General features: G+C 41.4%; 15 protein-coding genes. 4 read left to right on the forward strand and 11 right to left on the reverse strand.

The window, feature by feature from the left end; all coding sequences use genetic code 11:
• The first annotated feature begins 118 nt into the window (after positions 1-118).
• Positions 119-751, forward strand: a complete 633-nt coding sequence (locus OC25_RS10435; RefSeq protein WP_039475364.1) for a nitroreductase family protein — start codon at positions 119-121, stop codon at positions 749-751.
• A 531-nt stretch (positions 752-1,282) separates the two neighbouring features.
• Positions 1,283-4,009, forward strand: coding sequence for an Ig-like domain-containing protein (locus OC25_RS10440; RefSeq protein ID WP_039475368.1), 2,727 nt, complete (start codon positions 1,283-1,285; stop codon positions 4,007-4,009).
• A 199-nt stretch (positions 4,010-4,208) separates the two neighbouring features.
• Here the strand turns inward: OC25_RS10440 and OC25_RS10445 are convergent, their stop codons facing one another.
• The 11 genes from OC25_RS10445 to OC25_RS10495 form a co-directional block, all read right to left on the reverse strand.
• Complete coding sequence (locus tag OC25_RS10445) at positions 4,209-5,168, reverse strand: 2-hydroxyacid dehydrogenase (protein WP_039475371.1); 960 nt, start codon at positions 5,166-5,168, stop codon at positions 4,209-4,211.
• A gap of 42 nt (positions 5,169-5,210) precedes the next feature.
• Positions 5,211-6,017, reverse strand: a complete 807-nt coding sequence (locus OC25_RS10450) for a DUF4249 domain-containing protein (RefSeq protein WP_039475374.1) — start codon at positions 6,015-6,017, stop codon at positions 5,211-5,213.
• Positions 6,018-6,021: 4 nt separating this feature from the next.
• Positions 6,022-8,346, reverse strand: coding sequence for a TonB-dependent receptor (locus OC25_RS10455; RefSeq protein ID WP_039475377.1), 2,325 nt, complete (start codon positions 8,344-8,346; stop codon positions 6,022-6,024).
• Between the two features lie 91 nt (positions 8,347-8,437).
• Entirely contained in the window at positions 8,438-9,634 is a 1,197-nt protein-coding gene (locus OC25_RS10460) for a multiheme c-type cytochrome (RefSeq protein ID WP_156131448.1), read from the reverse strand.
• Positions 9,635-9,649: 15 nt separating this feature from the next.
• Positions 9,650-11,401 (reverse strand): cellulase family glycosylhydrolase, encoded by a 1,752-nt coding sequence (locus OC25_RS10465; RefSeq protein WP_039475382.1) that lies wholly within the window; start codon positions 11,399-11,401, stop codon positions 9,650-9,652.
• Positions 11,402-11,419: 18 nt separating this feature from the next.
• Positions 11,420-12,823, reverse strand: coding sequence for a glycoside hydrolase family 30 protein (locus tag OC25_RS10470; protein WP_039475386.1), 1,404 nt, complete (start codon positions 12,821-12,823; stop codon positions 11,420-11,422).
• A gap of 88 nt (positions 12,824-12,911) precedes the next feature.
• On the reverse strand, positions 12,912-14,441 hold the full coding sequence (locus OC25_RS10475; protein WP_039475389.1) for a RagB/SusD family nutrient uptake outer membrane protein: 1,530 nt from the start codon (positions 14,439-14,441) through the stop codon (positions 12,912-12,914).
• 10 nt (positions 14,442-14,451) lie between these two features.
• Positions 14,452-17,571 (reverse strand): SusC/RagA family TonB-linked outer membrane protein, encoded by a 3,120-nt coding sequence (locus OC25_RS10480; RefSeq protein WP_039475394.1) that lies wholly within the window; start codon positions 17,569-17,571, stop codon positions 14,452-14,454.
• 262 nt (positions 17,572-17,833) lie between these two features.
• A complete protein-coding gene (locus OC25_RS10485; protein ID WP_039475396.1) occupies positions 17,834-20,752 on the reverse strand; it encodes a ligand-binding sensor domain-containing protein in 2,919 nt (972 codons plus the stop codon).
• A gap of 415 nt (positions 20,753-21,167) precedes the next feature.
• Entirely contained in the window at positions 21,168-21,854 is a 687-nt protein-coding gene (locus OC25_RS10490; protein ID WP_039475399.1) for a GDSL-type esterase/lipase family protein, read from the reverse strand.
• Between the two features lie 666 nt (positions 21,855-22,520).
• On the reverse strand, positions 22,521-24,617 hold the full coding sequence (locus OC25_RS10495) for an FUSC family protein (RefSeq protein WP_039475402.1): 2,097 nt from the start codon (positions 24,615-24,617) through the stop codon (positions 22,521-22,523).
• Positions 24,618-24,843: 226 nt separating this feature from the next.
• Here OC25_RS10495 and OC25_RS10500 point away from each other — a divergent pair, with 226 nt between their 5' ends.
• A complete protein-coding gene (locus OC25_RS10500; protein WP_039475405.1) occupies positions 24,844-25,422 on the forward strand; it encodes a hypothetical protein in 579 nt (192 codons plus the stop codon).
• Between the two features lie 7 nt (positions 25,423-25,429).
• Positions 25,430-26,206 carry a TIR domain-containing protein gene (locus tag OC25_RS26870; RefSeq protein ID WP_052266116.1) on the forward strand — a complete coding sequence of 259 codons (777 nt, stop codon included), beginning with the start codon at positions 25,430-25,432 and terminating at the stop codon, positions 26,204-26,206.
• Positions 26,207-26,439: the final 233 nt, after the last annotated feature.

Raw genomic sequence — 26,439 nt, forward strand, 5'->3', positions numbered from 1 at the left:
TGAAGTCAGCAGCTTATACAATTTGCTCAAAATTATTTTTTCTTACCATACATCAACAGTCGGCAAAAAGCTTATGCTCATATTTGCTTCGTAAAATTTAAAAAAATAATCAAAAGATATGAGTTTAATAGATGCCCTAAACTGGCGTTATGCCGTTAAAAAAATGAATGGCCAGCCCGTTGAACAAGAAAAAGTTGATAAAATTGTTGCTGCTGCACATTTGGCTCCAACATCATCAGGCTTACAGCCATTTAAAGTGATTGTAGTAACCAATCAGGAGTTAAAAGAGAAAATTGCTCCGATTGCGTATAACCAATCGCAGATTATTGATTCATCGCACCTGCTAATCTTCGCAGCAAACGAAAATTATACAGAAGAAGGTATTGATGCGGTATTTACCAGAATGAATGCTGAGCGTGGTTTACCACAAGAAGGTACCGATGCTTACAAAGCACAACTTAAGGGCATGATTTTATCGAGAAGTGCCGAAGAAAACTTCAACCATGCTGCACGTCAGGCTTATATTGGTTTTGGCGTTGCCATTGCAGAAGCAGCTTTATTAAAAGTAGATGCTACCCCAATGGAAGGCTTTAACGGACCAGCCTTAGATGAACTTTTAGGTTTAGATAAAAAAGGTTTAAAAAGTGTTACCCTATTGCCTTTAGGTCACAGAGACGAAGCAGGCGATTGGTTGGTAAACCTTAAAAAAGTACGTTCTCCCAAAGAAGAATTCGTAATCGAATTAAATTAAAAGGCAAACACCCATTATATTTCAAACGCAGGCCGCTATTTAGTGGCCTGTGTTGTTTGTGGCTTGAGCGTGTTTCTAACGCGTGCTGTAATAACCATGCGATTCTATCGCATCGCCGGGTTAAAAACGCTAAACTAAACCACACTCGTTAAGGAAACGAGCGTGAGCGCATAAAAACTAAGCTTGCGCGTTTCTAACGCGTGCTGTAATAGCCCTACGATTCTATCGCATCACCGCATTAAAAAACGCTAAGCTAAACCACACTCGTTATGCAAACGAGCTTGAACGCATAAAAACTAAGCTTGCGCGCGTTTCTAACGCGTGCTGTAATAGCCCTGCGATTCTATCGCAAAAGCCTGCGTTAAAAACGCTAAGCTAAACCACACTTGTTATGCAAACATGCATGAGCTCCAGTGACGACTTTGGTACATAATCATAAACTTTTGTAAAAAAGTGTTAAACCTCCGTACAATTTAGGAGCTCTATTGATAATTGGATATATTTACAGGATTAGCATTTAACATCCAATTCATGAAGATTTATAGATTATCGTTTATTATACTTTCATTCCTGTTAGCACTAAATTTTTCCTCGTCGGCCCAAACCGATACAGTGAGTATAAATACCATTATCACCAAAACCAATAAGGTTTTGACCGATTATCCTAACGAGAAAATTTATCTTCATTTCGATAAACCTTACTATGCCGTGGCCGATACCGTTTGGTTTAAAGCCTATGTTACCGAAAATCAGAATTTTTTATCGGGTATCAGTAAAATCATTTATGTGGATGTAATTAACCAGAAAGATTCACTGATTCAAACCCTAAAACTTCCCATTACCGGAGGATTTGCCTATGGCAGTTTTCCTTTAGATCAGGTGAATTACAAGCAAGGCAATTACCACATCAGGGCCTATACTTTATGGATGCTTAACAACCCAGACCCGGCCTATTTTAACAAAACATTTTACGTTGGCGAAGCCATTGATAAGGAACTAAAGACGCACATCACCTACAAAAATACCTCGACCGACAAGCAGGAGAAAATTGATGCCCGCATACAGTTTAAAGATGCAAACAATAAACCTTACGCCAATAAAAATGTAAGCTGGCAAGTGGTAACCAGTTATACGGTAATTGCCAGAGGTCGCGGAACCACTGATGCTAATGGCTACCTGACCATTGCCATGACCAATGCGCAAAAAGCCGAATATCAGTTGCAAAAAGGAGAGCTGGTAACCGCCATTAATACCACCGATAAAGACGTAGCGAGCAGTTCATTCTCCCTTAAAAACGCCATTGTAAGTAAAGATATTCAGTTTTTCCCGGAAGGCGGAAATTTAGTGGCCGGCTTAACCAACAAAGTAGCCTTTAAAGCCATTAAGAGCGATGGTTTAGGTATTGGCGCCAAAGGTACCGTTACCGATAGTGAGGGCAAAACTGTAGCTACTTTTAGCGATCAGCATTTGGGTATGGGCAGTTTTAATCTACTTGCCGAAGCCGGTAAAACTTATAAAGCTGCCGTCACTTATGCCGATGGCACCACGCAAAGCTATAACTTACCCGCTGTAACTGCGAATGGCGTAGTGCTAAATGTGGATAACAGCAATGCCGATAATGTGGTTATTAAAATTGCGGCTAACGACGCTTTTTTTGCGGAGAACCAGGGCAAAAAACTTTACCTCATTGCACAAAGCAAAGGCGTAATTTGCTATGGTGCACAAACAGCTTTATCAAATAAAGAGTACAATACAACTATTCTTAAATCGAAATTCCCGACCGGAATTGCGCAGTTAACGCTGTTTAACGAATATGGCAAGCCGCTAAGCGAAAGACTTGTTTTTGTACAGCATAAAAACAACATGGCAGTGGCTTTAACCAGTGCAGCAACTACTTATGGTGTTAAGAAAAAGGTTAAAATTAATGTGGCAGCCAAAAAAGACGGTGCCCCTGTTGAGGGTAGCTTCTCAGTAGCGGTTGTAGATGAAACCAAAGTACCATCAAGCGAAGATGCAACCAGTACCATCTTAACCGGGCTTTTATTAAGCAGCGATGTTAAAGGTTATATTGAAAAAGCCAATTACTATTTCAATGCACCCGATGCCAAGAAAAATGCAGATTTAGATGTGCTTTTACTTACCCAGGGCTACCGCAGCTTTAAATACACCGACATTATTGCCAACAAACTGCCTAAAATTGATTTCCTACCTGAACAAGGGATAGAAATTTCGGGGGTTTTAAGACAAAATAACGGCATTCCGGTTAGGAAAGGAGCTTTATTGTTAAGTATCCCCGATAAACGTTTCAACCAGGAAGGCACAACCGATCCGGTAGGAAACTTTAAATTCTCGAACCTGGTATTTAACGATTCATCAAAAGTTACGGTTACCGCTAAGTATAACGTAAACTATAAAAACATGACCTTAAGCTTAAACGGTGCGCCGGTACCTACGCTTACCCGCAATTTCAGTGCGGCCGAAGAGGTTTTAAATATCGATAGTGCCTTAACTTCTTATCTGGATAACAGTAAGCGACAATATGCTTATTTACACACTTTGAAAGATATAAACATTAAGGCTGCAGTAATACCGAAAGTAAGTCACAAGGATTATCCCTCACTATCTGGACTTAGCCAGATGGCCGATCATGAAATTTCTGGCGACCGTTTAAAAGGTTGTGGTTTACTGATTAACTGCTTACAGGGAATGCTGGCAGGTGTTACTTTCGCCGACAATAACTTTTACGTAACACGCGATTATAATCAGGGCAAAAGAATACCAATGGGTATTTTTATTAACGGAATGAATGTGGATGTAAACCAGATCAATACTTTAGATGCCAATCAACTTGAATCAGTTGAGGTATTTTTAAGAGACGATTTAGGCCTGGTTAACCGTGCCAACAATGTAAATGGGGTAATTGTATTTAACCAGAAAAAAGCGCCTAAAGGAACTAAAATTACGAAAGCACAGCTAATGGATATGCTGCCTAAATACTATGAGCTTACTTTCTCGCCACAGGGCTATAACAAAGAAAAGCAGTTCTATTCGCCACGCTACGATGTACCTGCCAACATGAACCGTAACGATTTAAGAACGACCATTTACTGGAACCCTAAAGTAGTTACTGATGCAACCGGCAACGCTTCTTTCGAATATTATAACGCTGATGGCAGAGGACAGTACAAAGTAATTATTGAAGGGATAGATGCCAACGGAAACCTCGGCAGATCGGTGTTTAAGTACACCGTTAAATAGAAAGAGTCTTTAGTTAATGGTTGATAGTTAATAGCCTTGAAGAATAGGCACCATGTCTATCAGCCATTAACTATCAACCAACAGTCTTTCAGCTTACTTCACTTCAAAAGAGTTAATGGTCGATAGTTAATAGCCTTGAAGAATAAGCACCATGTCTATCAGCCATTAACTATTGACTATCAACCAATAACCTTTCCGCTTACTTCACTTCAAAAGGCAACGGCTCCCCTTTCAATCCGGCAACAATATTCTGTACAATAATTTTGGCCATGGCGGCTCTGGTTTCTTCGGTGGCTGAGCCAATGTGTGGTAAAACCGCAACATTCTCCATGTACAGTAAAGGATTGGTTTTCTCCATAGGTTCGGGATTGGTAACATCGAGCCCTGCACCCCATATCACTTTTTCCTGCAATGCACGAATCAAATCGGTTTCGTTGTGAATGCCTCCCCTGGCTGTATTGATGAAAATAGCATTGGATTTCATCTGGCTAAATACTTCGAAGGTAAATTTGTTTTTAGTTTCGGGAGTTAAGGCGGTATGCACCGAAAGTACATCGCTTTGGGCTAACAGCTCTTCGAAAGAAACATATCTGGCGCCGATTTCCTGTTCAGCTGTTGTATTTTGTGAGCGGTTGTAGTAGATAACGTTCATTTGATAGGCTGCTGCACATTTTTTAGCCATTTCCAGACCTATTTTACCCAGACCGAAAATACCCAGGGTTTTACCATTTAATTCGATCCCCAGCTCCGGAGATGGCTCATATTTTTTCCATTCACCCCTGATAATTTTCTGGTAAGCAAAGAAAGCTTTTCGCGATACGGCCAGCATCAGCAAAAAAGCGGTATCGGCAGTTGCTTCACTCAAAACACCCGGTGTATTACCAATTGGGATATTTAATTTTTTAGCCGCTGCCACATCAACCTGATCAAAACCTACGGAGTGTAATGCAATAACTTTTAAATGGCTGCAGGCGTTTAAAAAAGCTGCATTAAGTTTATTGGGGCCAACGCTAATCAAAGCATTCTGGTCCTGACAGGCTTCAATCAGCTCTTCGGCAGTAATCTGCCGGTTTTCTTTCCATTGGGTAATGGTAATATTATTTTCTTCCAGTTGCTTTAAACCAACCGGAGCAATGTTACCGCTTATAAATACTTTCATCTTAATTTAACAGTATATCCGATCGGGAGTTTTAACCAATGTTTACTTTACAGTTGTAGTAAGTACCTGATACGTGTTTGCGCTGAAATAACCCAATGCATTATTCGATAGGTTTGATGTGGGATTGGCCGGCGTAGTACCCTGGTTAGGCCCGCGATCTGATTGCTGGCTCAGGGCGTACCAGTAATCAAATATATTACTGTCTACACATTCCATCTCAATCTTAACCTTATCATTTGTATTCAGTTCGTCGCTGTCGTGGTCGTTATTGGGCTTAAAAAATAGCTGAATCCGCAAATCATTACCGTTGGTTAACCTGTCGTTACTGGCATAAAAACGGCGCGATAAAACATCATTTACATACAGGTTAAAATGGTAGAAATTAACTTCGTTAACCGGGTCTGTTAAAAAAGCAGCAGCTGTTTTACGCTCCCTGCCAAAAAAGATGTTTTTAATGATCCCAATCGAATCCATTTTAACCACATTAGGCATTTTCGAGCTGGCCGTATAATTTTGCCCCTCAACCGTTGCATTTAAATTGTAAGTAACACCAGGTTCGCCCTTCATCCGGTTAATATAAGATCCCGGCTTAGTACCTTGTTTAAATATAAATATATTACCCTTGCTATCGGTTACCGTAACAGTTGCACCCGAAATCTTTGGAAAAATATTTTCCTCGGTGTAACCAATCGTTTTGCTGATTTTTATTTCCTGATCCATCAGCTGGTTATTGATAATACCTTCAATTACCAGTTGCGGGTCGGCATTTTCAGTTTTAATTGAGATGATTTTCTTGCAGGAGGCGAGGCACAAAGTAAAAAGGGCAAAATATATCGTCAGTTTTTTCATGGCATTAAAATTTAAAGTTCCAGGTAATGGAAGGAATGAGCCCAAAAAGCGAGGTTTGCTGCGCGGCAGTTTTATTCGGATTTTCCGGATCGGTAATAAACTCTATGGAGTAAGGGTTTTTGCGCCCCAGTAGATTGTAAATACCAAAATTCCAGCTCGACTGGTATTTACCCCTTTTCTTTCCTTCTAATGTTGCACTTACATCTAAACGCATATTATAAGGCATTCGGCCTGCATTACGCTGGGTATAATAATAAGCCGGCTGTCCACCAATGGTATATTTCCCTGCCGGATAGGTAACGGCATTACCCGTACTGTAAATAAAGCTCGATGAGAATGTCCACCTGGCAGTCATGTTGTAAATACCAACCAGCGAAATATCATGCGTACGGTCTTGCCTTGCCGGAAAATATTTGCCGTTATTTAACTCGGTAAATTTACGCTCGGTGCGCGACAGGGTATAACCCACCCAACCATTCAGCTTGCCAAATTTCTTTTTGAAAAACAGCTCCATGCCATAAGCCCTACCAATGCCATAAATCAGTTCTGATTCTACATTTGAATTGGCGAGCAACTGGGCTGCATTTTTATAATCGATTTGGTTTTGCAACCATTTGTAATAAATTTCTGCAGAAAGCTCGTAGGTATTTTCTTTAATATTTTTAAAAAAGCCTAAAGCCACCTGATCGGCAATTTCGGGTTTAATGTTGTTGCTGCTCAACACATACTGATCAGTAGGCGAACTGGAAGTGGCATTGGTTAAAATATGGACATTCTGCGTATTGCGGTTGTACGATGCTTTAATTGAATTTTCTTCATTAAACAAGTAACTTACCGAAAAACGGGGTTCCAGATTGAAATAGTTTCTGTAGAACTTACCATTAGCCACATTTTCGGTTGAAGTGATTTCGCCTGCTGCATTGTAGTTATTAAAATTACCTGGGCCCGTTAAAGAGAAAGCAGCCAACCTTACTCCATATAAAAAGTTGAGGTGTTCATTTACGTTCCACTCATCAGAAATATAAGCAGCAGATTCGATTCCATAGCGGCGCTCCTGCGTAAGCGAATTTACCTGCGAGGCCACATCACTATCAATATCAATCGGCGAAATGCGGTGTTGGGTGGCGTTGAGTCCGAAGCGGAGGATATGCTTGTTGCTGAAATACTGAAAATCTTCTTTAAAATTAAAATCGCGCACCAGTGAAGTGGCCTTAAAATTAGTCGCATCGTTGAGCAAGCGAACGGTATAATTGTAATTGTTATAAATTAACGAGGTATTAGAAAACAAACGATCGTTAAAAATGTGATTTAACCTGATAGTGGTAGTTACATTACCCCAGTTGTTCTCAAATAAATCTTTTACCCCGATATTATCTTTCCCAAAATAACCCGAAATGTAAATGGTGTTTTTATCGTTGATTTTATAATTGGCCTTGGCATTGATATCGTAAAAATTCAAGGTGCTTCCATTTACGGATGAGTCTGGCGATGCCCTTAAAAACAGATCGATATAGGTACGGCGAAAGCTTACCATAAACGAGCCGCGGTCTTTAACAATGGGGCCTTCTGCTTTAATCCGCGAAGCAATTAAACCTATACCGCCCTGAAACTTAAATTCTTTGTTGTTACCATCATCCATTTTCACATCCAAAACAGACGATAAACGGCCACCATATTGTGCTGGCATGCCTCCTTTGTACAAGCTTACATCTTTAATGGCATCGGCATTAAAAGTAGAAAAGAAGCCCAGCAGGTGCGACGAGTTGTACACCACCGCTTCATCGAGTATAATCAGGTTCTGATCAGCAGCTCCCCCACGCACATAAAAACCGGTATTGCCTTCGCCTCCCGATTTTACACCGGGCAGCAGCTGTATGGTTTTTAAAATATCTTTTTCGCCCAGCAATACCGGTATAGAATTGAGCGCCTTCATATCAACCCGTTCGAGGCCCATTTGCGCGCTTTTAACGTTTTCATTTTTGCGGTTAGTGGCGCTCACGGTAACATCGGCCAGATCGTTTGCACTTTTTAGCTCTTCGTTTAACTTGGTATCTTTTGTTAAATTGATTTTTTTAACAATGGGTGCATAACCGGTATAGCTAACCGATACAGTATACTCCCCTTCTACCTGCGTTAAGGCAAAATAGCCATAAGCATTGGTTAAAGTTGCACCTGTTGCCGGACCAATTACTTTTATGGTTGCGCCGATTAAAGTTTCGCCGGTGCCGGCATCGCGGATAGTACCACTAAGGGTAAATTTACTTTGGGCAAAAACAACTGTATTTAAAAGAAGAAGGGTAATTAAAGCAAAGTAATTTTTTATGAGCATATCGGCAACTATCTAAGATGAAGGAAACCAAATGTACGAAATCAAAGTTCTTTATCAGCACATTGTGCATTTCTGCAGCCCTAAATTTGGTTTACTTACTATTAACGGGATAAATGCCGATATGGTGTGAACGTAATAAATAAGCACTTAAATCAGCCTTACCAGCCTGCTGAAAAGTGATGAGTTTGGAAGCTATTTTGGGCATGTGGCAATCAATGCAATTGGTGCTGAGTGCCCCTTTTGCAAGCGTAGCTTCGCTGTGTTGGCTATGCTGATGGCAACTGATACAACGTTGCGAGTAGATTTTTAAATTGCCTTTAATATTTTCGTGCGTATTGTGGCACGATTGGCAGGTCATAGTTTCACTTTTGCGGTAGCAATTGCTGCCCTTCAGCATCTCGGTCTGGTTGCCGTGTACATCTGGATCGGCACCACCAAAGCCCGCAAAGTCTTGTGCGTAATAATCGTCTAAATTATCGCCGGGTTGAAAACCGAAAACCGATTTTTGAGCAACCAATGCATTACCCGAGTGGCAAACCCCGCAGGCATCCATTTTTTGCTTTCTGCTAAGCGTTTTATAAATGGTTATAAACTTTGCCGTTTTCTCTCCGGGGTTTTCGAGGTGAAAAACTGCATGTTGCCGGCCTGGTCCATGGCAACGCTCACAGTCTATACCGTAAAGCAAAGCACCACGTTCCAGCTCCTCATCTGTAGAAACACCCGAAGTTTGGGTTACTTTTTTCTCTACATAGCTAGCATGGCACTCTAAACAACGGCTGCCAATTGGCCGGTCGTAATAAAAGGCTTGTTTAGGGAAACCCGGACTAATGGCCCAGTTCCTGATGGCCGAGAAATAAGAAAGTGGCAATTCATATAATTTTTTGCCTTTCCAATAAGCGTATGTATAAGCTTTCTCTCCTGAACCAAATACCATATCGAATTTTTGGGCCCGTACTGCTTTTCCATCTACATAAGCTACCTGAAAAATACCCTCAGCTCGTTTTTCGATCGCTACCTTTTGGTGCGCATCGTAGCTAAAAACATTCGAATCGGATTTAAAAACCTGCAATTGCTGATTGGCTATTGGTTTAGAAGTTAACCCATGCGCATTGTGCGTAAAAGATTGCCCAATCTCCTTATGGCATTTGATACAGGTGGCCGCACCGGTATAGGCTTCGCCCCTGATGTCTTTTGGCAAATCATTGCCCGCATTCATGCATCTTGAAAGGATAATGATGACTGCCGCCATCGCCCCTAAAATAACCAGGATTCGTTTTATACCTTTCAAGATGATGCTTGCTTTTTATTTTACAAACTGAATATAGCTAAAATTATAACCACCGCTGTCAGCCAGCACCCTGATTTTTTGCTTTCCGGCGTTTAAGGATACATTTTTAATTTCGAAAGTGGCAAACTTTTTTGCATCGCCGGTATTTGGAACGCTTACTTCTTTGGCTACAGTTTTTCCATCAATTAAAATCGTGATCTGTCCGGTAGCATTTTCAGCTGCTGCATTTATTTTTAAGGTGTAAGTGCCTTTCTGCGCAACATTAACCGTGTATTGCAGCCACTCACCCTTTTCGATGTGGTTTACATAATATTTTTCGTACTGGAGCGAATCTTTGGCAATATCTACGCCATCATTGCGATAAATCCTGCCGCGGTTTCCGGCCGATCTTTTATTGGTTGAAGTATGGTAATCGGCGGTATCGGTATCAAAATAGGCATAGCCATTTTTTCCCAAATCGTAATCAACTGCATATACAATGCTTTTGTTTTTAATCAGATTGGCTTTAAAAGCTTTGGTTTCGTTAGTAAAAGGCTGACGAATCATGGCATCGATTACATCGCGGTGAATAATGGTATTTTCTAACCTCGAATAAATAGCCAGTTCCATCAATCCGCTATACACGTTGCTATCTTTAGGTTTATTGCCCCCATTGTTCAGGTATTTAACCAGTGCATCGTAATTGGGGTTCGATTTAATTTCCATTGGGTTATTGGCACCAATTTTTTTCAAAGGCCACCACGACCAGCCGATATTGTTTTTTTCTAAAAGATGTATGGCATCGGTAAACCAAACATTCGAGTTCTCACCTGTTTCGCCCAGCCAAACGGGTACGTTCTGCTCATCGCGGGCTTTGATAATGTGCGCAATTGAAGCCTGATCGTTATAATTCCAGTATTTATGAAAACTTAAGGCCATGTTTTTATCCCACAGCGGAAAAATACCATTGTAGTTATTGCCCCAGCCATTACCTTCAATAATAATGAGGTGTTGCTGATCTACCTCACGAATGGCTTTGGTAATCTCTACCATCAGTTTTCTTAAAGGCGCATTTACTTTTTCTTTGGTACCATTTTTATCTTCCTGCGGATTGCTGAAACCGTAGTTTGGCTCGTTTATAATATCGTAGGCGCCAATGTAAGGTTCATTTTTATAACGTTCGGCCAGTTTGCGCCAAAGGGCAATGGTTTTTTCCTGGTTGGCCTCACTATCCCAAAGGTAAGGTTTCGATGGGTCGCGATCGGCAATGTTTAAATCGTTCCCCTGACCGCCCGGTGCGGCATGCAAGTCTAAAATGAGGTACATTTTATTGGCTTTACACCAGTTGAGCAAGCTATCGGTTAAGGCAAAACCTTTTTCGAGCCAGGTATTTTTTCCGGCAACAGGTTCCTGATCAGCCGGCAGGGTATAAAGGTTATAATGCATCGGCAGGCGGATGGAATTAAATCCCCAGCGTTTCATCGAGTCGACATCAATTTTACGCATGTGGTTAGCCAGCCATGCATCATAAAATTCCTGCGTTTGCTTCGGTCCCATCAGGTCGGCAATTCTTTCGCGGATGCGGTACTGTTGGGCCTCGTTATTAATCTTTAGCATATAGCCTTCCTGCAACATCCAGCCGCCAAGGCCAACGCCACGCAACAATACATTCTGGCCCCGGCCATCAACAATTTTTGTGCCCGATGCTTTTAAAAAGCCCTGACTAAAACCGGTAAACGAAACACCGCCAAGCAGTAAAATATATAAAAGTGATTTTTTAAAGAACATAGTTGAGACGATTGATAATTACCAGATATAAGTGGCTACTGCACCCTTATCGAGCGCCGCAGCGTAAGTTTTACCATTTTGACTGATATTAAAGGATACAGCTTCTTTGCCGGTATTGGCTACAATAAGCACATGTTTACCCTCGGGTGTTTTAAAGGCAACGTTGGCCAAACCATTTAGTTCATTAGAAGCAATCCGTACGGAACCCGGCCTTACAAACTTCGAAGCATGGGCGATGGAGAAATAAGCAAGGTTGCGGCTATATTGCTCGCCATTAATGGTAACTGCCCCCTGGCACATGGAGCAACCTCCCCTATCGGTATAAGGCTTATTCTCCGGATCGGCTGCGAGATTCCATTCCAAAACGTTTTTGCTCCAGTTACGTGTAGCGCCAATAATTAAGCGCTTTACCGGATTTACGATATTGATGGTTGCGGCATCGGGTTGCTCTACCACCATTTGTTCAGAGAAATAGATATTCTTATCGGGATGGGCATTATGCACATCGGTTAAAGCCTCTATTTTACCACCATAAAGGTGAAAGGCCGAGCCTGCAATGTATTTCTTCGCTTCGGGGTCATCTAAAATGCTGATCGGATAATCGGGACGGTCGGCATTGTGATCGTAAATAACAATTTTTGTTTTAATGTTGGCTTCGGCAAAAGCGGGGCCCAGAAACTTTTTTACAAAAAGTGCCTGATCGGGTGCTGCCATGAATAAACTGGGATTATTGCCCGGATGTAAAGGCTCGTTTTGCACGGTAATAGCATCGATAGCAATACCTACCTTTTGCATTTCCTGGACGTAACGTACGAAATATTTAGCATAAGCACCGTAATATTCGGGTTTCAGCATGCCACCCCGGGCATCGTATGTTGTTTTCATCCATAAGGGAGGAGACCATGGAGAACCCATAATTTTAATTTTAGGGTTAATGGCCAGGATCTCCTTCATTACCGGAATAACATCGGCTTTATCGGCACCTAAATCAAATTTAGCCTGTTCCAAATCGGTTTGACCTTCGGGAAGATCGTTGTAGGAAAATACTTTTTCGTTTAAATCGGATGCCCCAATACTTAACCTGATGTAGCTTACCCCAATATTATCGCCATTGGTTGCAAAAAGTTCTTTAAGCAGTGCTGCCCTTGCCGGTGCCGACATTTTAACAATATGCTGGGCACTACCGCCGGTTAAAGCATAGCCAAAACCATCAATACTTTGATAAGTTTCTCTATCGTTTACAACAATGGTGGGTTGCTTGTTTTTGGCTGTAGCCAGGCTTAAGCCTGTAGCCTGACGGGTAAATAGCGCTGTGCGATCGGCTTTGGTTAACCATACTTGTGGCTGGCCCTGTGCCATAACAGCAACCGAAAAAGTAAAGGCACAACCCATTAAGAGCCCAAAGGACTTGGTGAATAGCATATAAGAAAGATGAGCTGATAAAAAACAGGAAGAAAGACTAAGCCTTCTCCCTGTAACAATTAAACATTAAGGATATATAGACGGGAATTTATTTTGTGCCACCCCATTCTTTACTTTGTAAAATTTTAGAGTTGGCCAGTTCTCTTTCCGGAATCGGGAAGATTTCGTTTCTGCCTGCTTTAAAACCTTTACCGGCTAATACGGTTGGTGCTAAACCCCAACGTACCAGATCAAACCAGCGGTGTCCTTCTGCAGCAAGCTCTACACGGCGCTCGCGCATAATGTTATCCATGGTTACCGGTAGCGGATTTAAGCCTACCCTTGCCCTTACTGCATTAAACATAACATAAGCTTTTGTTCCAGCACCAACACCTGCTCCACTTTTTAACAATGCCTCTGCTTCTAACAAATAAGTATCGGCTAAACGGATTTCGTACATATCCTGACCGAAATTAAGCTCCAACTGGCCACTGGCAGCTTTGGTAGAAGTACGGCCCGCGTATTTTTCTATAAAATATCCGGTATTGGCATTTGCATGTTTATAGGTAACAATATTGGCCTTTTCCAAACTATCCAGATTGGCAACAGTTGCTTTATTTCTCGGATCGAAATGAATTTGATCAAAGAAGTCTTTAGTGAAAGGCAGGAAACTCCAGCCCGAAATATAGTCGGGAGCTAAAGCTGAATTTACAGGCACATAGTTACGTGGGCCAACCAAAATACTCATTACGTTACCTTCGCGGCTACCTACTGTTCCCCAGCCCATATCAGAAGTGGTGTTGTACACAATTTCCAGAATCGACTCTGAATTGAATTTATTTTTAACGTTCCATAAATCGGCAAAGTTTGGTAATAATTTATAACCATAAGTGCTGGCTCCTGGTGTAGGCCCGTTAACCAAAGCAAATTCTGCTGCAGCTTCAGTCCATTTTTGCTGCCACATATACACTTTACCCAAAACTGCATGTACAGCACCCTGGGTAAGCCTGCCGCCTTGCGAAGCAGCCGGCACCGTAGTAGGTAAATTAGGAATAGCATCTGATAAATCTTTAACAATCAAAGCATAAACCTGATCTGCAGGCACCTGCAATACATCAAACATGGCATTAGGCTCAACCACATCCGTTAATAAAGGGATATTCTTAAATAACCTAACCAGATCGAAGTAGTAAATTGCCCTTAAAGCTTTTACTTCGGCAATGTACCGCGTTTTAGTGGCATCGTCTAAACCTGCACCATTTACCTTTTGCAAAAATACATTTGCCCGGTAAACACCTGTAAAGCCCTTACCCCATAAGTGGCTGGCTGCCCCCGAGGTAGAAGTTAAGGTGTAGTTATTGATGGTTTGTAAATCGCCGATATCAGATGGTGAATCGCCTCCGGCAAAATGGTCATCAGAACCTGCCGATAAAATATTCACTTTGGTCAGGTATCCTGATGATTGATTTCCCAAAACATCATACACCGAAATGAGTGAAGTTAATGCTTCTGCAGGAGTTTTATAATAACCGGTCTCCAGAATGCGCTCCCTTGGGTTTACATCCAACTGTTTTTTGCAAGAGACAAACAATTGCGATGAAGCGACAATAGCCGCGATATAAAAAATACTCTTTTTCATTGTTCAACTATTAAAATCCAACATTTAAACCAATCATAAATGAACGCGCCTGCGGATAAACACCACGGTCTACACCCAATACTGTTCCGCCGATTTCAGGATCATATCCTGTGTATTTAGTAATGGTCCATAAGTTTTCGCTCATTAAATAAGCCCTGACTTTTTGTGCACCAATTTTTTTCGATACATTTTGAGGAAGCGTATAACCTACCTGTAAGGTTTTTAACCTGAAATAATCGCCTTTTTCCAGGTATAGTTTCGAGAACTTGATGTAGTTTCCGTTTGGATCAGATTCTACAATACGCGGCATGGTAGTAGATGGATTTGTAGGGGTCCAGCGGTCTAATATTTTGGTTTGCCAGTTTGCATAGGTAACATCTAAACGACGTAAGCCCTGGAAGATCTGGTTTCCGCCAACACCATTACCGAAAGCTACCAAATCCCAGTTTTTATAAGCCAGGTTAATGGTAATACCATAAGTATATTTCGGGATTGGACTACCTAAAAAGGTTTTATCTGATGAGTTAATTTCATTATCGCCATTTAAGTTCGCGAACTTAATATCGCCTGGTTTAGCGTTAGGCTGTAATTTAGTGCCTGCCGGACCAACATAACTATCAATTTCGGCCTGTGTTTGGAAAATACCAAGCATATCATAGCCATAGTATTCGTTAAACGATCTGCCTAAACCGGTTCTGGTAAAGTTACCCATGGTTTGGAAGCTTTGTGCATTATCTTCGATAAAGGTTTTACCCGGTAACAACTTGGTAACTTTATTTTTAAGGAAAGATATATTTCCGTTTACACCCAGGTTAAAATCTCCGATTTTTTTACGGTAGCCCAGTTCGAACTCAAAACCGGTATTTTGCATGTCGCCCACGTTTTGTGTCGGGCCTCCTGCTGCACCAACGTACAACGGAATATCTGGTGTTTGCAATACCCCAACTGTTTTCTTTTTGAAATACTCTGCCGATAAGGTAAAATTGGTAAATAAGGTTACATCAAAACCAATATTGGTTTGGCGCGTTTCTTCCCATTTCAAATCAGGGTTAGATAAAGCAGCCGGGCTCCAGCCTATTACACTTTGATCGGTTGTACCGAAAGTATAGTTACGGCCACTGCTTACCAAAGAAACATATCTGAAATCTCCTAAAGCATCGTTACCGGTAACCCCATAACCTCCGCGGATTTTCAAGAAATTTACAACTTCATTTTCTTTCCAGAAAGCCTCTTTTGATGGCACCCAACCCAATGAGAACGATGGAAAATAACCGAAACGGTTGTTGGTACCAAAGCGCGATGAACCATCACGTCTCATAATACCGGTAAACAGGTATTTCTCATCATAATCGTAAGTAACACGGGTAAATAATGAGTTTACAACGTGTAATGTTCCATCACCACCACCAACAAGTTTGTTAGCAGTTCCCGGATCATAATTTAAATTCGCTTCGTAAAAGCTATTGGCAATGATGTTCTGGTAAGTAGTATTTAAACTTCTGGTATTGTTATCCATGTAATAACCCTGCCCCAGAATAATGAAAGCATGGTGCTTACCAAAGTTGCGCGAGTAACTTAAAGTATTTTCCCAGTTATAGTTTAATACGGTATTAATTTCGCGGTAAAATGATTTTTTATCGTTTTTAGAAGAAGAGTTTAAGTAAAACAGCGGGGTGTACGAATCGCCGCCGTAGAAGGCCACTTTAGTACCTAAGCTCGATCTGAATTTCAAATTGGCGATGGGTTCGATCTCTGCAAAAGCATTACCTACAATGTTGTGATCCCAGCTGTAGTTACCCAGGCGGGTTTGCATGTAAGCTACCGGGTTAGTCATTTCCTGACCAACAATCGGCGAAATACCATAAGGAAATCCATCAGGGTTTCTAAGTGTATTGGCAATGGTGTAAGGCGATTTGGCAATTAAAGCCGGGTCGGTTTCTACTACCGGTGTAATCGGATCGAGGTTAATGGCCGAGCTCAATGGTCCGCCAAACTCACTGTTGGTATTACCCAAACTGCTGTTTACAGAGTGGCTGTAACCTAAATTTTCGCCAAAAGTGATCCATTTTGCAGGTTTATAGGTCGAATTGATCCTTACGTTTGCCCTGTTCCATTTAGAAATCGGGCTGGCCACAATACCATCCTGTTTAATGTAACCCATAGAACTGTAGATGGTAAATTTATCATTACCCCCGCTCACGCTGAACTCGTGCGTCTGGCGGCGTGCATCGTCGTTAAACACCTGATCCTGCCAGTTGGTACCTACGCCCAAAGCAGCCGGATTTGCATAAGGTTGTGGTAAATTAGAATTAGCTGCCGATTCGTTTCTGATGGTAGCATACTGGGTAGCATTTAATAAATCGAGTCTTTTAGCTGGTGCAGAAGTACCATAGAAACCGTTATAGTTTACGCTGATTAAACCTGCTTTACCTTTTTTGGTTGTGATGATAATTACCCCATTAGCAGCCCGGGCACCGTAAATAGCCTGCGAAGCAGCATCTTTTAAAACTTCGATAGATTCGATATCGGCCTGGTTAAGATAACCTATACCGCCATTATCTACAATTACCCCGTCTACAACCCAAAGCGGATCGTTGTTACCACCCGAAGCAAAAGAAGTATATCCCCTTACCCTAACAGTAGAAGAGGTACCTGGCTGGCCGTTACCACTGGCAATGGTTAAACCAGATGTTCTACCCTGCAAAGCCTGTTCAACCCGGTTAATGGGCATGCTTTCTAAATCTTTGGCCTTAACGCTGGAGATAGATCCGGTAACTACACTTTTCTTTTGTGTACCGTAACCTACTACTACTACTTCGGTAAGGTCTTTTGAATCGGCAACGAGCGTTACATTAATACGGCCCCCTGCTGGAACAGTTACCGTTTGTGCCGCCATACCAATTAAATTGATGCTGAGCTTTCCCCCTACCGGAGCCTGAATGGTAAATACACCATTGACATCAGTCGATGCCGCTTTGGTAGTTCCCTCTAACTTAACAGTTACGCCAGGTAGTGGCGCACCACTTTGCTCTGTTACCTTTCCTGTAACCGGAATGTCTTGCGCCATTAAGGCAAACGGAAAAGCCAGGAGACAGTAAATGAAGAATACGAATGTAAATCTTCCTCTCATAGAAATTAGTTTTTAGTTAATGATATTTGGTTAGTTCATGATACAGACTTATTGGCTGCTGTTTCATAAATCAAATCTATAGAGGTGATGCGCAATAGCACAATTTACCACTACTACACCAACCATACATCAACCCTCAAAAAGGTTAAAAAACAGAAAAAATGGGCCTACATAAGCCCTACAAGAGAAGTATAAAAAACTGTTTTACAGCGATTTAATTTTTTTAACAGAAAATAACAGCTATTGTAACAAAAACATGCTTTTAAGACGTTTTTGATCGCGCTATTTCGATCAGAAACTCGTATAGATTGGTTTCTGGCTTTAGCTGAAGTTTCTTTCTAAGGCGGTAACGGCCCACTTCTATAGCCTTAATCGTCACATTCATCAGCTGAGCCATTTCTTTTGAAGAAAGATTCATAGACAGGTAAGCACAGAATTTGAGATCGTTCTGGCTAAGGTCGGGGTAAAGATCTTTTAGCCGGGTAAAAAACTCAGTGTTGACATGGTTAAAATGCACACTCATGTGATCCAGTTCCTGGTCTTTCTTCTCTACATCTTTAATCAGCCTGATCAGGTGCCTGAAACTTGGCGAGCTTTCGTTAAGGTCGTGGTTTTTAATTACGGCTGATATCACTTCCTTTATTTTAGCCAGCACCTTACCCCGCTGTACCAGGTGCATGGTCATGGTAGAAAGTTCTTTGTTTTTATAATTCACATCAGCTTCAAGCTTTTCGTTCTGGAGCCTAACAATTTCTTTTTCATTCCTATCCAGCTCCAGCTGATGCAGGTAACTCATCCGCTCCTGCTCTTTAGTGTGTTTCTTTTTTTGCCACCTGATAATTAACCGCAGCGCCATCACAACTAAAATCAGGTAAACTATGCGCATCCAGATGGTATTGTACCAGGCAGGCAGCACTACAAAAGTATAGCTCACCACTTCCGATTCGTTATTTACCCCTGTACTGGCCTTAACATTAAAGGTATATTTTCCGGCAGGCAAATTGGTATAGTCTTTTTCGCTTTTGGTACCCCATGCCGACCATTCGCTGTCAAAGCCCATAAGCTGGTAGCTGAATTTGATGTTTTTATCGTGCTCAAAAAGTGTAGAAGCATATTCGAAATGGATCGAATTTAGGCTGTACACATATTCGGGTATTTCGTGCAAATCCTGCCGGGCCACAATGCCCCCTTTATTTACAAAATAGCCACCAAAAACCACACTATCTTTATTACCCATTAATTTAACCGTGCCTAACACTACATTTGGCCGGGTTATATTCTGAATGTATTTCTGGTAATTGATGTGATAAGCCCCTTTATTGGCCCCTATAAATATATTCCTGCTATCAGGCGTGTATATCGATTCGAAACCACCAACCACTTTGCCATTTAGCTCGGGCAGGTATAAAACACTGAAAGCATTTTTGCCCTGTGGTCTGTGGAAATCGATTACCCCTACCTTTTTATTGGTTACAAACCAGATATTGCCATCATTATCCTCTTTAAGATACTGAATGGGCACACCATTGAGTGCCGACCCGAGCAGTTTAAAACGGGTAAACTTTTTACTGGCCGCATTGTATTCAAAAATGCCGCTTGTAGTGGCAATTACAACCCGGTTCTTCAGGTGGAACACATAATTGTAAAGCTTGGTGGGCAAGCCATCACGGTCAGAGAATAAGGTAGTATGCAATATACTTTTATGATCGGGATTGAGTTCTATTTTATATACGCCATGGTAAGGATGCGAAGCCCAGATCTGATCAGTGTTATTGTTATCGGCAACGATAAAGCGCAACGTTTCGTTAATTCCGGCAATTCTGCCGCCGTTAATAAAGCGGTTTCCATCGTAAGTTATCTCCTGCAATCCGGCGTAGGTACCCGCAATTACCTCTTTGCTCGGGTAAACATTATCCATACTTTGGTACATCCAGGTACCAATGAGGCTATACAGCGGCGTGGCCGTATTATCTTTTACCAGCAGGGTGCCATCCTCGTGTGCCATAAGCAACTGGTTGTTAATTTCATCGAGGCCCCATACCTGTCCTTTTGAATTCTTTACCTCTTCAAAATTGACAGGCGAATAGCTTAAATCGGGCATAGCTGTATTTATTTTAGCCCGGTACAAGCCATTAGAGGTACCGATGTAGATCGATTCGCCATATTTACGAAAAGCGTAACTGGTAATCTGCTTATTGCGATCGGGGAAGATATTTTTAACGGCACTGTTTATGGCCACATAGGCAATGCCATCATCGAGGGCCAGCCACATGTTCTTATCCTTATCCAGCAATATGCCCCTCACATTGTTGTTCTGTAAACCTTCTTTATAATTGTATTTCTGCACCAGGTTGCCCTGTTTGTTCATAATATACACGCCACCTGAAGTGGTAGCTACCCCGTATAACCCCGGACCAATCTGACTGGTAGAATAAATCCGCTCGTTTAAAAAAACCTGATCCAAACTTGTTTTTAAAGGTTTTAGCTGATGATTAACCACCAGAAAGAAACCTTTTTTTAGCATCGAAACCAATAAAGTATCGCCACCATAAGGCAGCACCGCCGTAATGCCCGAACGGTTTAGCACACTATCCACACAGAATGGCTTCCACATTTCCTGGTCGTAAATCATCAGGCCTGAATCAGCAGACTGCGAAAAAACCTTTCCTTTTGCAGTGCCCATATACATCCAGGTGGTGTTGGTTTTATAACTTTTAACTACACCATCTTTATAATGCAGAATAGCATGTATCGATCTAAAAAACACTTCATCGCGCACAATCGAAACGCCCCAGATATCGGCCAGCTTCCGCATGTTTTCGGGCAGCAGGTTTAGCAGCGAAGTATATTTTAAAACACCTTGTGCATTGGGGTAGAAATAACCAAATTCATCTTGTCCGCCAACATAAATGCGGTTTTTAGAATCGATGCCAACCGAACGTACCGATGTAAAATTAGGCAGCCGGTAGAGGTTCCAGTAGCGGCCGTTAAAAGTAAGCAGGCCCTCATTGTTACCAAAGTAGAGGATCCCGTTTTTATCCTGCTCTACATCCCAGTTCTGAATACCGCCATTATACTGTTCGTTATTGTAATTTACTACTTGCGGAATTCCCAGTAACACCTGGGCCTGGGCACAATAAGCAATCGGGAAGAATAATATGGCTAGTAGAAGTTTCTTCATATAAGATCAGGGAACGGTTAAAACGCAATCATAAATATATAATTTTAATTCCGGTTAGCCGCGCTTACCATTCGGTTTTAAACTTTTCACCACCTAAGACACTTAAGCGCATCCAGGCTTTTTGCTTTGGTCTTTAAGCTTTCTCACCACCTAAGACACCTAAGGGCATCTAAGCTTCTGCTTTGGTCTTAAGCTTTTGGCTCCGGACCTCCGACTTTCGGACATTAGACTCTTTTTACCACCTAAGACACCTTAGAACACCTAAGCTTCAGGCTTGCGCGCGTTTCTAACGCGTGCAGAAATAGCTTAACGATTGTATCGTCTAATGCGTACCAATATTTTTTCACCACCTTAGACACCTAAGGGCATCTAAGCTTTCCGCTTTGGTCTTTAAGCTTTCAGTTTTCCTCAAGCTTTAGTCTTTGGTCTTTAAGCTTTGAGCTTTCTTCAACAAATGCGGCTCAACAGCTTTTCTCCAGATGGCATAACCTGCAGCATTCATGTGCAGCATATCGCCAACAAAAAGCTCGGGGCGCAGCTGACCTTTTTTGGTAAGCATTAAAGGGTAAATGTTAACAAATTTGGTATTGGCTTCGCCTGCAAAGAACTTTTGTATTAAGGCGTTAGAGGCTACAGCCTTTTCTTTAAACTTATCGCGACTTGGGCTCGGCTTAATCGAAATGTACACAATAGGTACCGTTGGCAGTTTCGCCCTGATGGCTTTGTACAGGTTAATGGTACGGTTCAGCACGGTATCGGGAGTTACGGCATCGTTAGGCAGGTCGTTTTCGCCTACATACAGTACAATTTGTTTAGGTTGATACGGAAAAACAACATCATTTAAATAATAGGTAATATCGTTAATCACGGCACCACCAATCCCCCGGTTCAGGGCATTGTATTTGGCAAAGATCTGTGTGCAATCATCCCATTTGCGGATAGAGGAACTGCCTACAAATAACACCGGGTTTACAGGTGGTTTATACATTTGATCGTACTTTTTAATGACTTGTACATCATCCCAGAAATTGGGTTTATTTTGAGCAGTGGCTGTTAGGGTTAAAAAAGAGAGGCAAAGCAGAACGAAGGATAGTCTTTTCATATTATTTTGTATTAAACGGGCACAATATAGCATTATACCGCTGGCTGTGGTTAAATTAAACAAATTTATTACCGCTGGTTTAGGTTGAGTTGCCACGGATGCAGGGATTAAACATGGAGAGGATGGTTTTATGTTCTAGCTGAGAAAATCATCATTTCGAGAAGGCTTTTCGGGGAAGCCTAACATATAGACACATCTTTTTTTGTAAATAGTTTTTGGCATCCTGCTTAACTTGCTTTGAAAAACCACTGTTCTGAGCGAAGAACGCCGTCAATCCCAAGGGCTGTGGAAATCAAAAAACAGTTGCAGAATAGTACAAATGGCACCCCCAAACCTAAAACGCAGTGGTTTTGTGTTAATGTTTGCACAAATTTTCAACTAAGTACTAACAAACAAAACGAAGTGCCGCTGTTTTTTGATGTGTACGGGGTTGTGTAAAAAGCCCATTGCTGGATTGACAGAGCGCTTTGGGTACTTTGGCGCTCCAAAGTACCATGCCCCCGCGGCATAGAGCGGAAAAAATCTTCCATTTGTATATATAAGATAACGGAAAACAGGGATCAAGATTGCTCGCCAGAGTTAATAGAACCTTAAACATGGCTCTCTAACCTTTCTACTGCATTAAGATTGCCAGTCAAGCTGGCAATGACGATTAGTGCAAGGAGATTAAAATCCCCTACCAAAACTCCGCTCCACAGCCCCATTAAAACCTGCCGATAAAGCCGCAATATGCGCCAGTTTTTGCGGGGTAGAATGTTCGTTGTACAGTTCGGTTTCGGCCATGGGTAAAACTTTAATGGTCTCTGCTTTGCTGCTGTTTGCATCCTTTGTTAAATCGGCCACAATCTGGCCTACTAAAAGTGAATTAGCTTGCTCAGCCCTATGGTTAAGCGAAAGGTATATGGAGGTAATGATCGCATTAATCTGGTAAATAATGGCCTGTACATCGTAAAGCCCTTTAAAATCGATCTGTTTCTGCATGGGCTCCTGACTGGCCGATTCAATGGCTTCGCTCAGGGCCGATAAACTTAAATTGGCGTTTTTACGGGCCATGCGCGATTGATTCTCATCACGCTCTGCCCGGTTTTGAATGGCCACTTCCAGGTAATTCAGACTGGCTTTTGCTGCGTTGGCAATTTTTGCTTTCAGCTGCCGGCTATCCCATACCGGGAACAGGTAAGTGGCAAAAATGGCAATTACACAGCCCAGCAGGGTAAACATAATCCGATCGTGCACAATGTGATCGAAATGCCCCTGGTAACTGCCCAGTGTTAAAATTACCGCCGGGGTAATAAACAGCACACTAATGGTATAATTTAAGCGGTTAAAAGCATAAAAGCCCAGTAAGAAAACAACTGAAAAAGACAGCAACACGGCAGGGCTTTTAATGAGGTAAACCAGTACCAAACCAATAACCACACCACCCATGCTCCCTTTCAAGCGTTGCAAATTACGTTTCCAGGTGATTGAAAATTTAGGCCGCGCTACAATTACGAGGGTTAAAAAAAGCCAGTAGCTGTATTTGCTCGGCTCGAGTTGCCAGATGAGTAAAAAACCAAAAAGAAAACAAATGGCCAGCCGCAGCGAAAACCTGAAAATAGGCGATTTTAAGGTAAGGTGTTCTTTAACCGAAAAGCGGTCGCCGGTAATAAAAAGTGGGTAAGCGATGCTGCCGCTTAACTCTTGCTGCTCTTTTTCGGGCACCCGTTCATTGCCGCGGATCATTTCGATAATGCGCACAATATCGTTCATATTGGCCATTACTTTAAGCACAATTAGCCGCTGGGTTTCGTTTAAGCACTCCAGCTCTTGTTGTAACAGTATGCGGTTTTGGTGGTAGGCCATATTGGTAGCTACCTCGCCTTTATACGCTTTGGCCGAGCGTACGTGACGCCCCAATTGCTCCAGCTCCCTGGCTAAAATCTCAATCAATGTTGCAATCAGTTGCAGGCTGGCTCCTCCATCAAGGGTTTTGCGCACCAGGCCATAATCGTAATGTACTGCATTTAGCTGCTCATATAAATCAATCAGCAAGCGGGCGCGCTCTAACAGCAATTGTCCCTTAACATTATCGGGGTTCATGGCGTACTTATCGGTAAGCAGCAAATTGCGGATGAGCTCGTGTTTCTGGTTTACCTTGATGTGCAGCTTAATGGCAGCTTTCTGCTGCAAATCGAGCGGTACCGTTACATCGTAATTTTTGGCTTTAATGTGCAGAAACTCGGCACTGCTCATTAAACATTCAAAAATGGCATGGTGTAGCGAGCGGTACGGCCTGATGAGGATTTGAATTAAGCTGATAATATAATACCATACCCCTCCTATTAAGATGCAGGTACTGAAATACAGCGGCCTGGCCGGGTGCAAGCCCATTACAAAGGTACACACAATTAAGGCCATGGTACCAATTAAAGCCAGCTTTTGCCCATAAACGGCAAACATCGAAAAGCTAAAGGCAGCCAGCACCACCACCACAGCACTGAGGTAAACCTGATCTAATACCGACGATACCACCAGCGTGGTTAAAAAGAATACTGAAATACTCCATACCGCAGTTTTGAGTTTATTTAAGCGGTTATCGGGTAAATCGGTGAGGCTAATGAGTAAAGCACCTACCCCTATCCCTTTTGCGGCATCGGGATTGCCCAGGTAAAAGAACAAAATAATAGGCAACACCACGGTAATGGTGGTGCGCAATGCATCAGAAAAATATTCGCCCAAAAAGAAATAGGTAATGGTAGAGCCGATGCTGTTTTTGCCCATGTATTAATAATGCTGAGAATTGATAAACGCTGCAAAGGTACAGATTTATAATGCATGCATATTAAATTGCGGTATAAAACCAGATACTGATTTGTTCTTTGGACTTTGAGAAACAATGCACAGAAGTTAATATAACTAAAAATGAGTATTTACGGATTACCGTATTGAATTATAATATATGGTTGTTATATTGTAAGAAAATTAATTAAACCGTATAAAAATATCTATGACAAATATCTATCAACACTCTCTTTCTAAAGCTTCCAATATTATTTTAAAATCGACTGATAGAGATCTTTCTTCAGAAGAATACAATGAAACGGTCTTTCAAAATTCAAAGATTATCGTTCCTAAACTTCAACTTGATCAAACCAGAGTTAGCATTGAGGAAGAACAAATTTCCTTTAGGAATGCACCAGCAGGTATAAGTTTTTCAATTAGTGGCTCTAATTTGGTAGAATATGTGCTTTATGAAATTCCAATCTATGGCGACATCGAATTGTTTGGCTCTTTATCTGCAAGACATATAGATAGAACACGTACCTATATCGAATACAATAAATTTTGTTATAAAGAGTATTCAAACCATAAAATATCAGGTAATAACGAACTAATAGAGGAAATTAAAAATAGGGTTCTTAGAATAACAACCGATATAAATGATTTACTTAAATCATTCGAAGAAGAGGTTAATGGATTCTATGCGTCTCATCTTATGCCTTCTATCCAAAGTGCTATAGATTCAGAGATTAAAAGGCGTAATTTGAAATCTGATTCTGAGTCTAAATTAAATCCTTTTGCATAGAATTTAAATGTTAGTTAGAGAGGTTAAAATATTATCCGAAGGATTATGGGAAAGCATAAAAACTGACTTAACGTTCTTTTCCCCGGTTCAATTGTTTGTAAAAAAATTATCGGAATTGCCATTTCAAAATCAGGAAGACATAGATGAGGCTTTAATCTATTTAGACAAGATTGAAAATTTCTTTGACAAATATAAAGCTAACCCAAGAGTTGATTCATTCTACATAACCCCTGCATTAATTAGTTTAAATAATGATTCCGTACAACGACTACGATTGTTATTAGAAAAGCTTATAGCATTAGATAAAGATAAGTTAGGGGCAGAATTGGGCAAGAAAAAGGCTAAACCTCTTAACCAATCAAAAGTTCGAGGTAAGATATTTATTGGGCATGGAAGAAGTAAGCTTTGGGCAAGATTAAAGTTATTCCTACAGCACGATCACAATTTAACCACTCTTATATTTGAAGATGAATCTAGAACAGGTGAGACAATAGTGGATGTTTTAACCCAATTCCTAGAACATTCATCCTTTGCAATCCTTATAATGACAGCTGAAGATGAAACTGCAGGTGGTACAATTAGAGCTAGGCAAAATGTTATCCATGAAGCTGGTTTATTTCAAGGGAGATTAGGGTTCGAAAATGTTATTATATTAAAGCAAAATCAGGTTGAAGAGTTTTCTAACATTGCAGGCTTACAATATATACCATTTGATGGCGATAATATCGAACAAACATTTTATGAACTACAAAGAACTTTAAAGAAAGTTGGACTCATCAATTAATTTAAGCCCAATAATCCCAATCTAGCGCAAGTCTTGGCGCCCCCAGCCATAGCAATGGCCAGACTTGTGCTTTCATTAAAACCCATACTCAAAAACTAACCCAATAGACTGTATCATCGATATAGAATTGTCATCCTGAGCCTGTCGAAGGACCTGCTTGACGATATATGAGGTGTTTCGACAAGCTCAACATGACAAACTTCCAGAGAAACTAACTTAAAAGATTGCTTCAC

The organism is Pedobacter kyungheensis, from assembly GCF_000812965.1.
Lineage (GTDB): Bacteria > Bacteroidota > Bacteroidia > Sphingobacteriales > Sphingobacteriaceae > Pedobacter > Pedobacter kyungheensis.

Excerpts from the sequence above, each read along its gene's own strand:
- OC25_RS10435 (WP_039475364.1), top strand. The coding sequence starts at position 119 with ATGAGTTTAATAGATGCCCTAAACTGGCGTTATGCCGTTAAAAAAATG.
- OC25_RS10440 (WP_039475368.1), top strand. The coding sequence starts at position 1,283 with ATGAAGATTTATAGATTATCGTTTATTATACTTTCATTCCTGTTAGCA.
- OC25_RS10445 (WP_039475371.1), bottom strand. The coding sequence starts at position 5,168 with ATGAAAGTATTTATAAGCGGTAACATTGCTCCGGTTGGTTTAAAGCAA.
- OC25_RS10450 (WP_039475374.1), bottom strand. The coding sequence starts at position 6,017 with ATGAAAAAACTGACGATATATTTTGCCCTTTTTACTTTGTGCCTCGCC.
- OC25_RS10455 (WP_039475377.1), bottom strand. The coding sequence starts at position 8,346 with ATGCTCATAAAAAATTACTTTGCTTTAATTACCCTTCTTCTTTTAAAT.
- OC25_RS10465 (WP_039475382.1), bottom strand. The coding sequence starts at position 11,401 with ATGTTCTTTAAAAAATCACTTTTATATATTTTACTGCTTGGCGGTGTT.
- OC25_RS10470 (WP_039475386.1), bottom strand. The coding sequence starts at position 12,823 with ATGCTATTCACCAAGTCCTTTGGGCTCTTAATGGGTTGTGCCTTTACT.
- OC25_RS10475 (WP_039475389.1), bottom strand. The coding sequence starts at position 14,441 with ATGAAAAAGAGTATTTTTTATATCGCGGCTATTGTCGCTTCATCGCAA.
- OC25_RS10480 (WP_039475394.1), bottom strand. The coding sequence starts at position 17,571 with ATGAGAGGAAGATTTACATTCGTATTCTTCATTTACTGTCTCCTGGCT.
- OC25_RS10485 (WP_039475396.1), bottom strand. The coding sequence starts at position 20,752 with ATGAAGAAACTTCTACTAGCCATATTATTCTTCCCGATTGCTTATTGT.
- OC25_RS10490 (WP_039475399.1), bottom strand. The coding sequence starts at position 21,854 with ATGAAAAGACTATCCTTCGTTCTGCTTTGCCTCTCTTTTTTAACCCTA.
- OC25_RS10495 (WP_039475402.1), bottom strand. The coding sequence starts at position 24,617 with ATGGGCAAAAACAGCATCGGCTCTACCATTACCTATTTCTTTTTGGGC.
- OC25_RS10500 (WP_039475405.1), top strand. The coding sequence starts at position 24,844 with ATGACAAATATCTATCAACACTCTCTTTCTAAAGCTTCCAATATTATT.
- OC25_RS26870 (WP_052266116.1), top strand. The coding sequence starts at position 25,430 with ATGTTAGTTAGAGAGGTTAAAATATTATCCGAAGGATTATGGGAAAGC.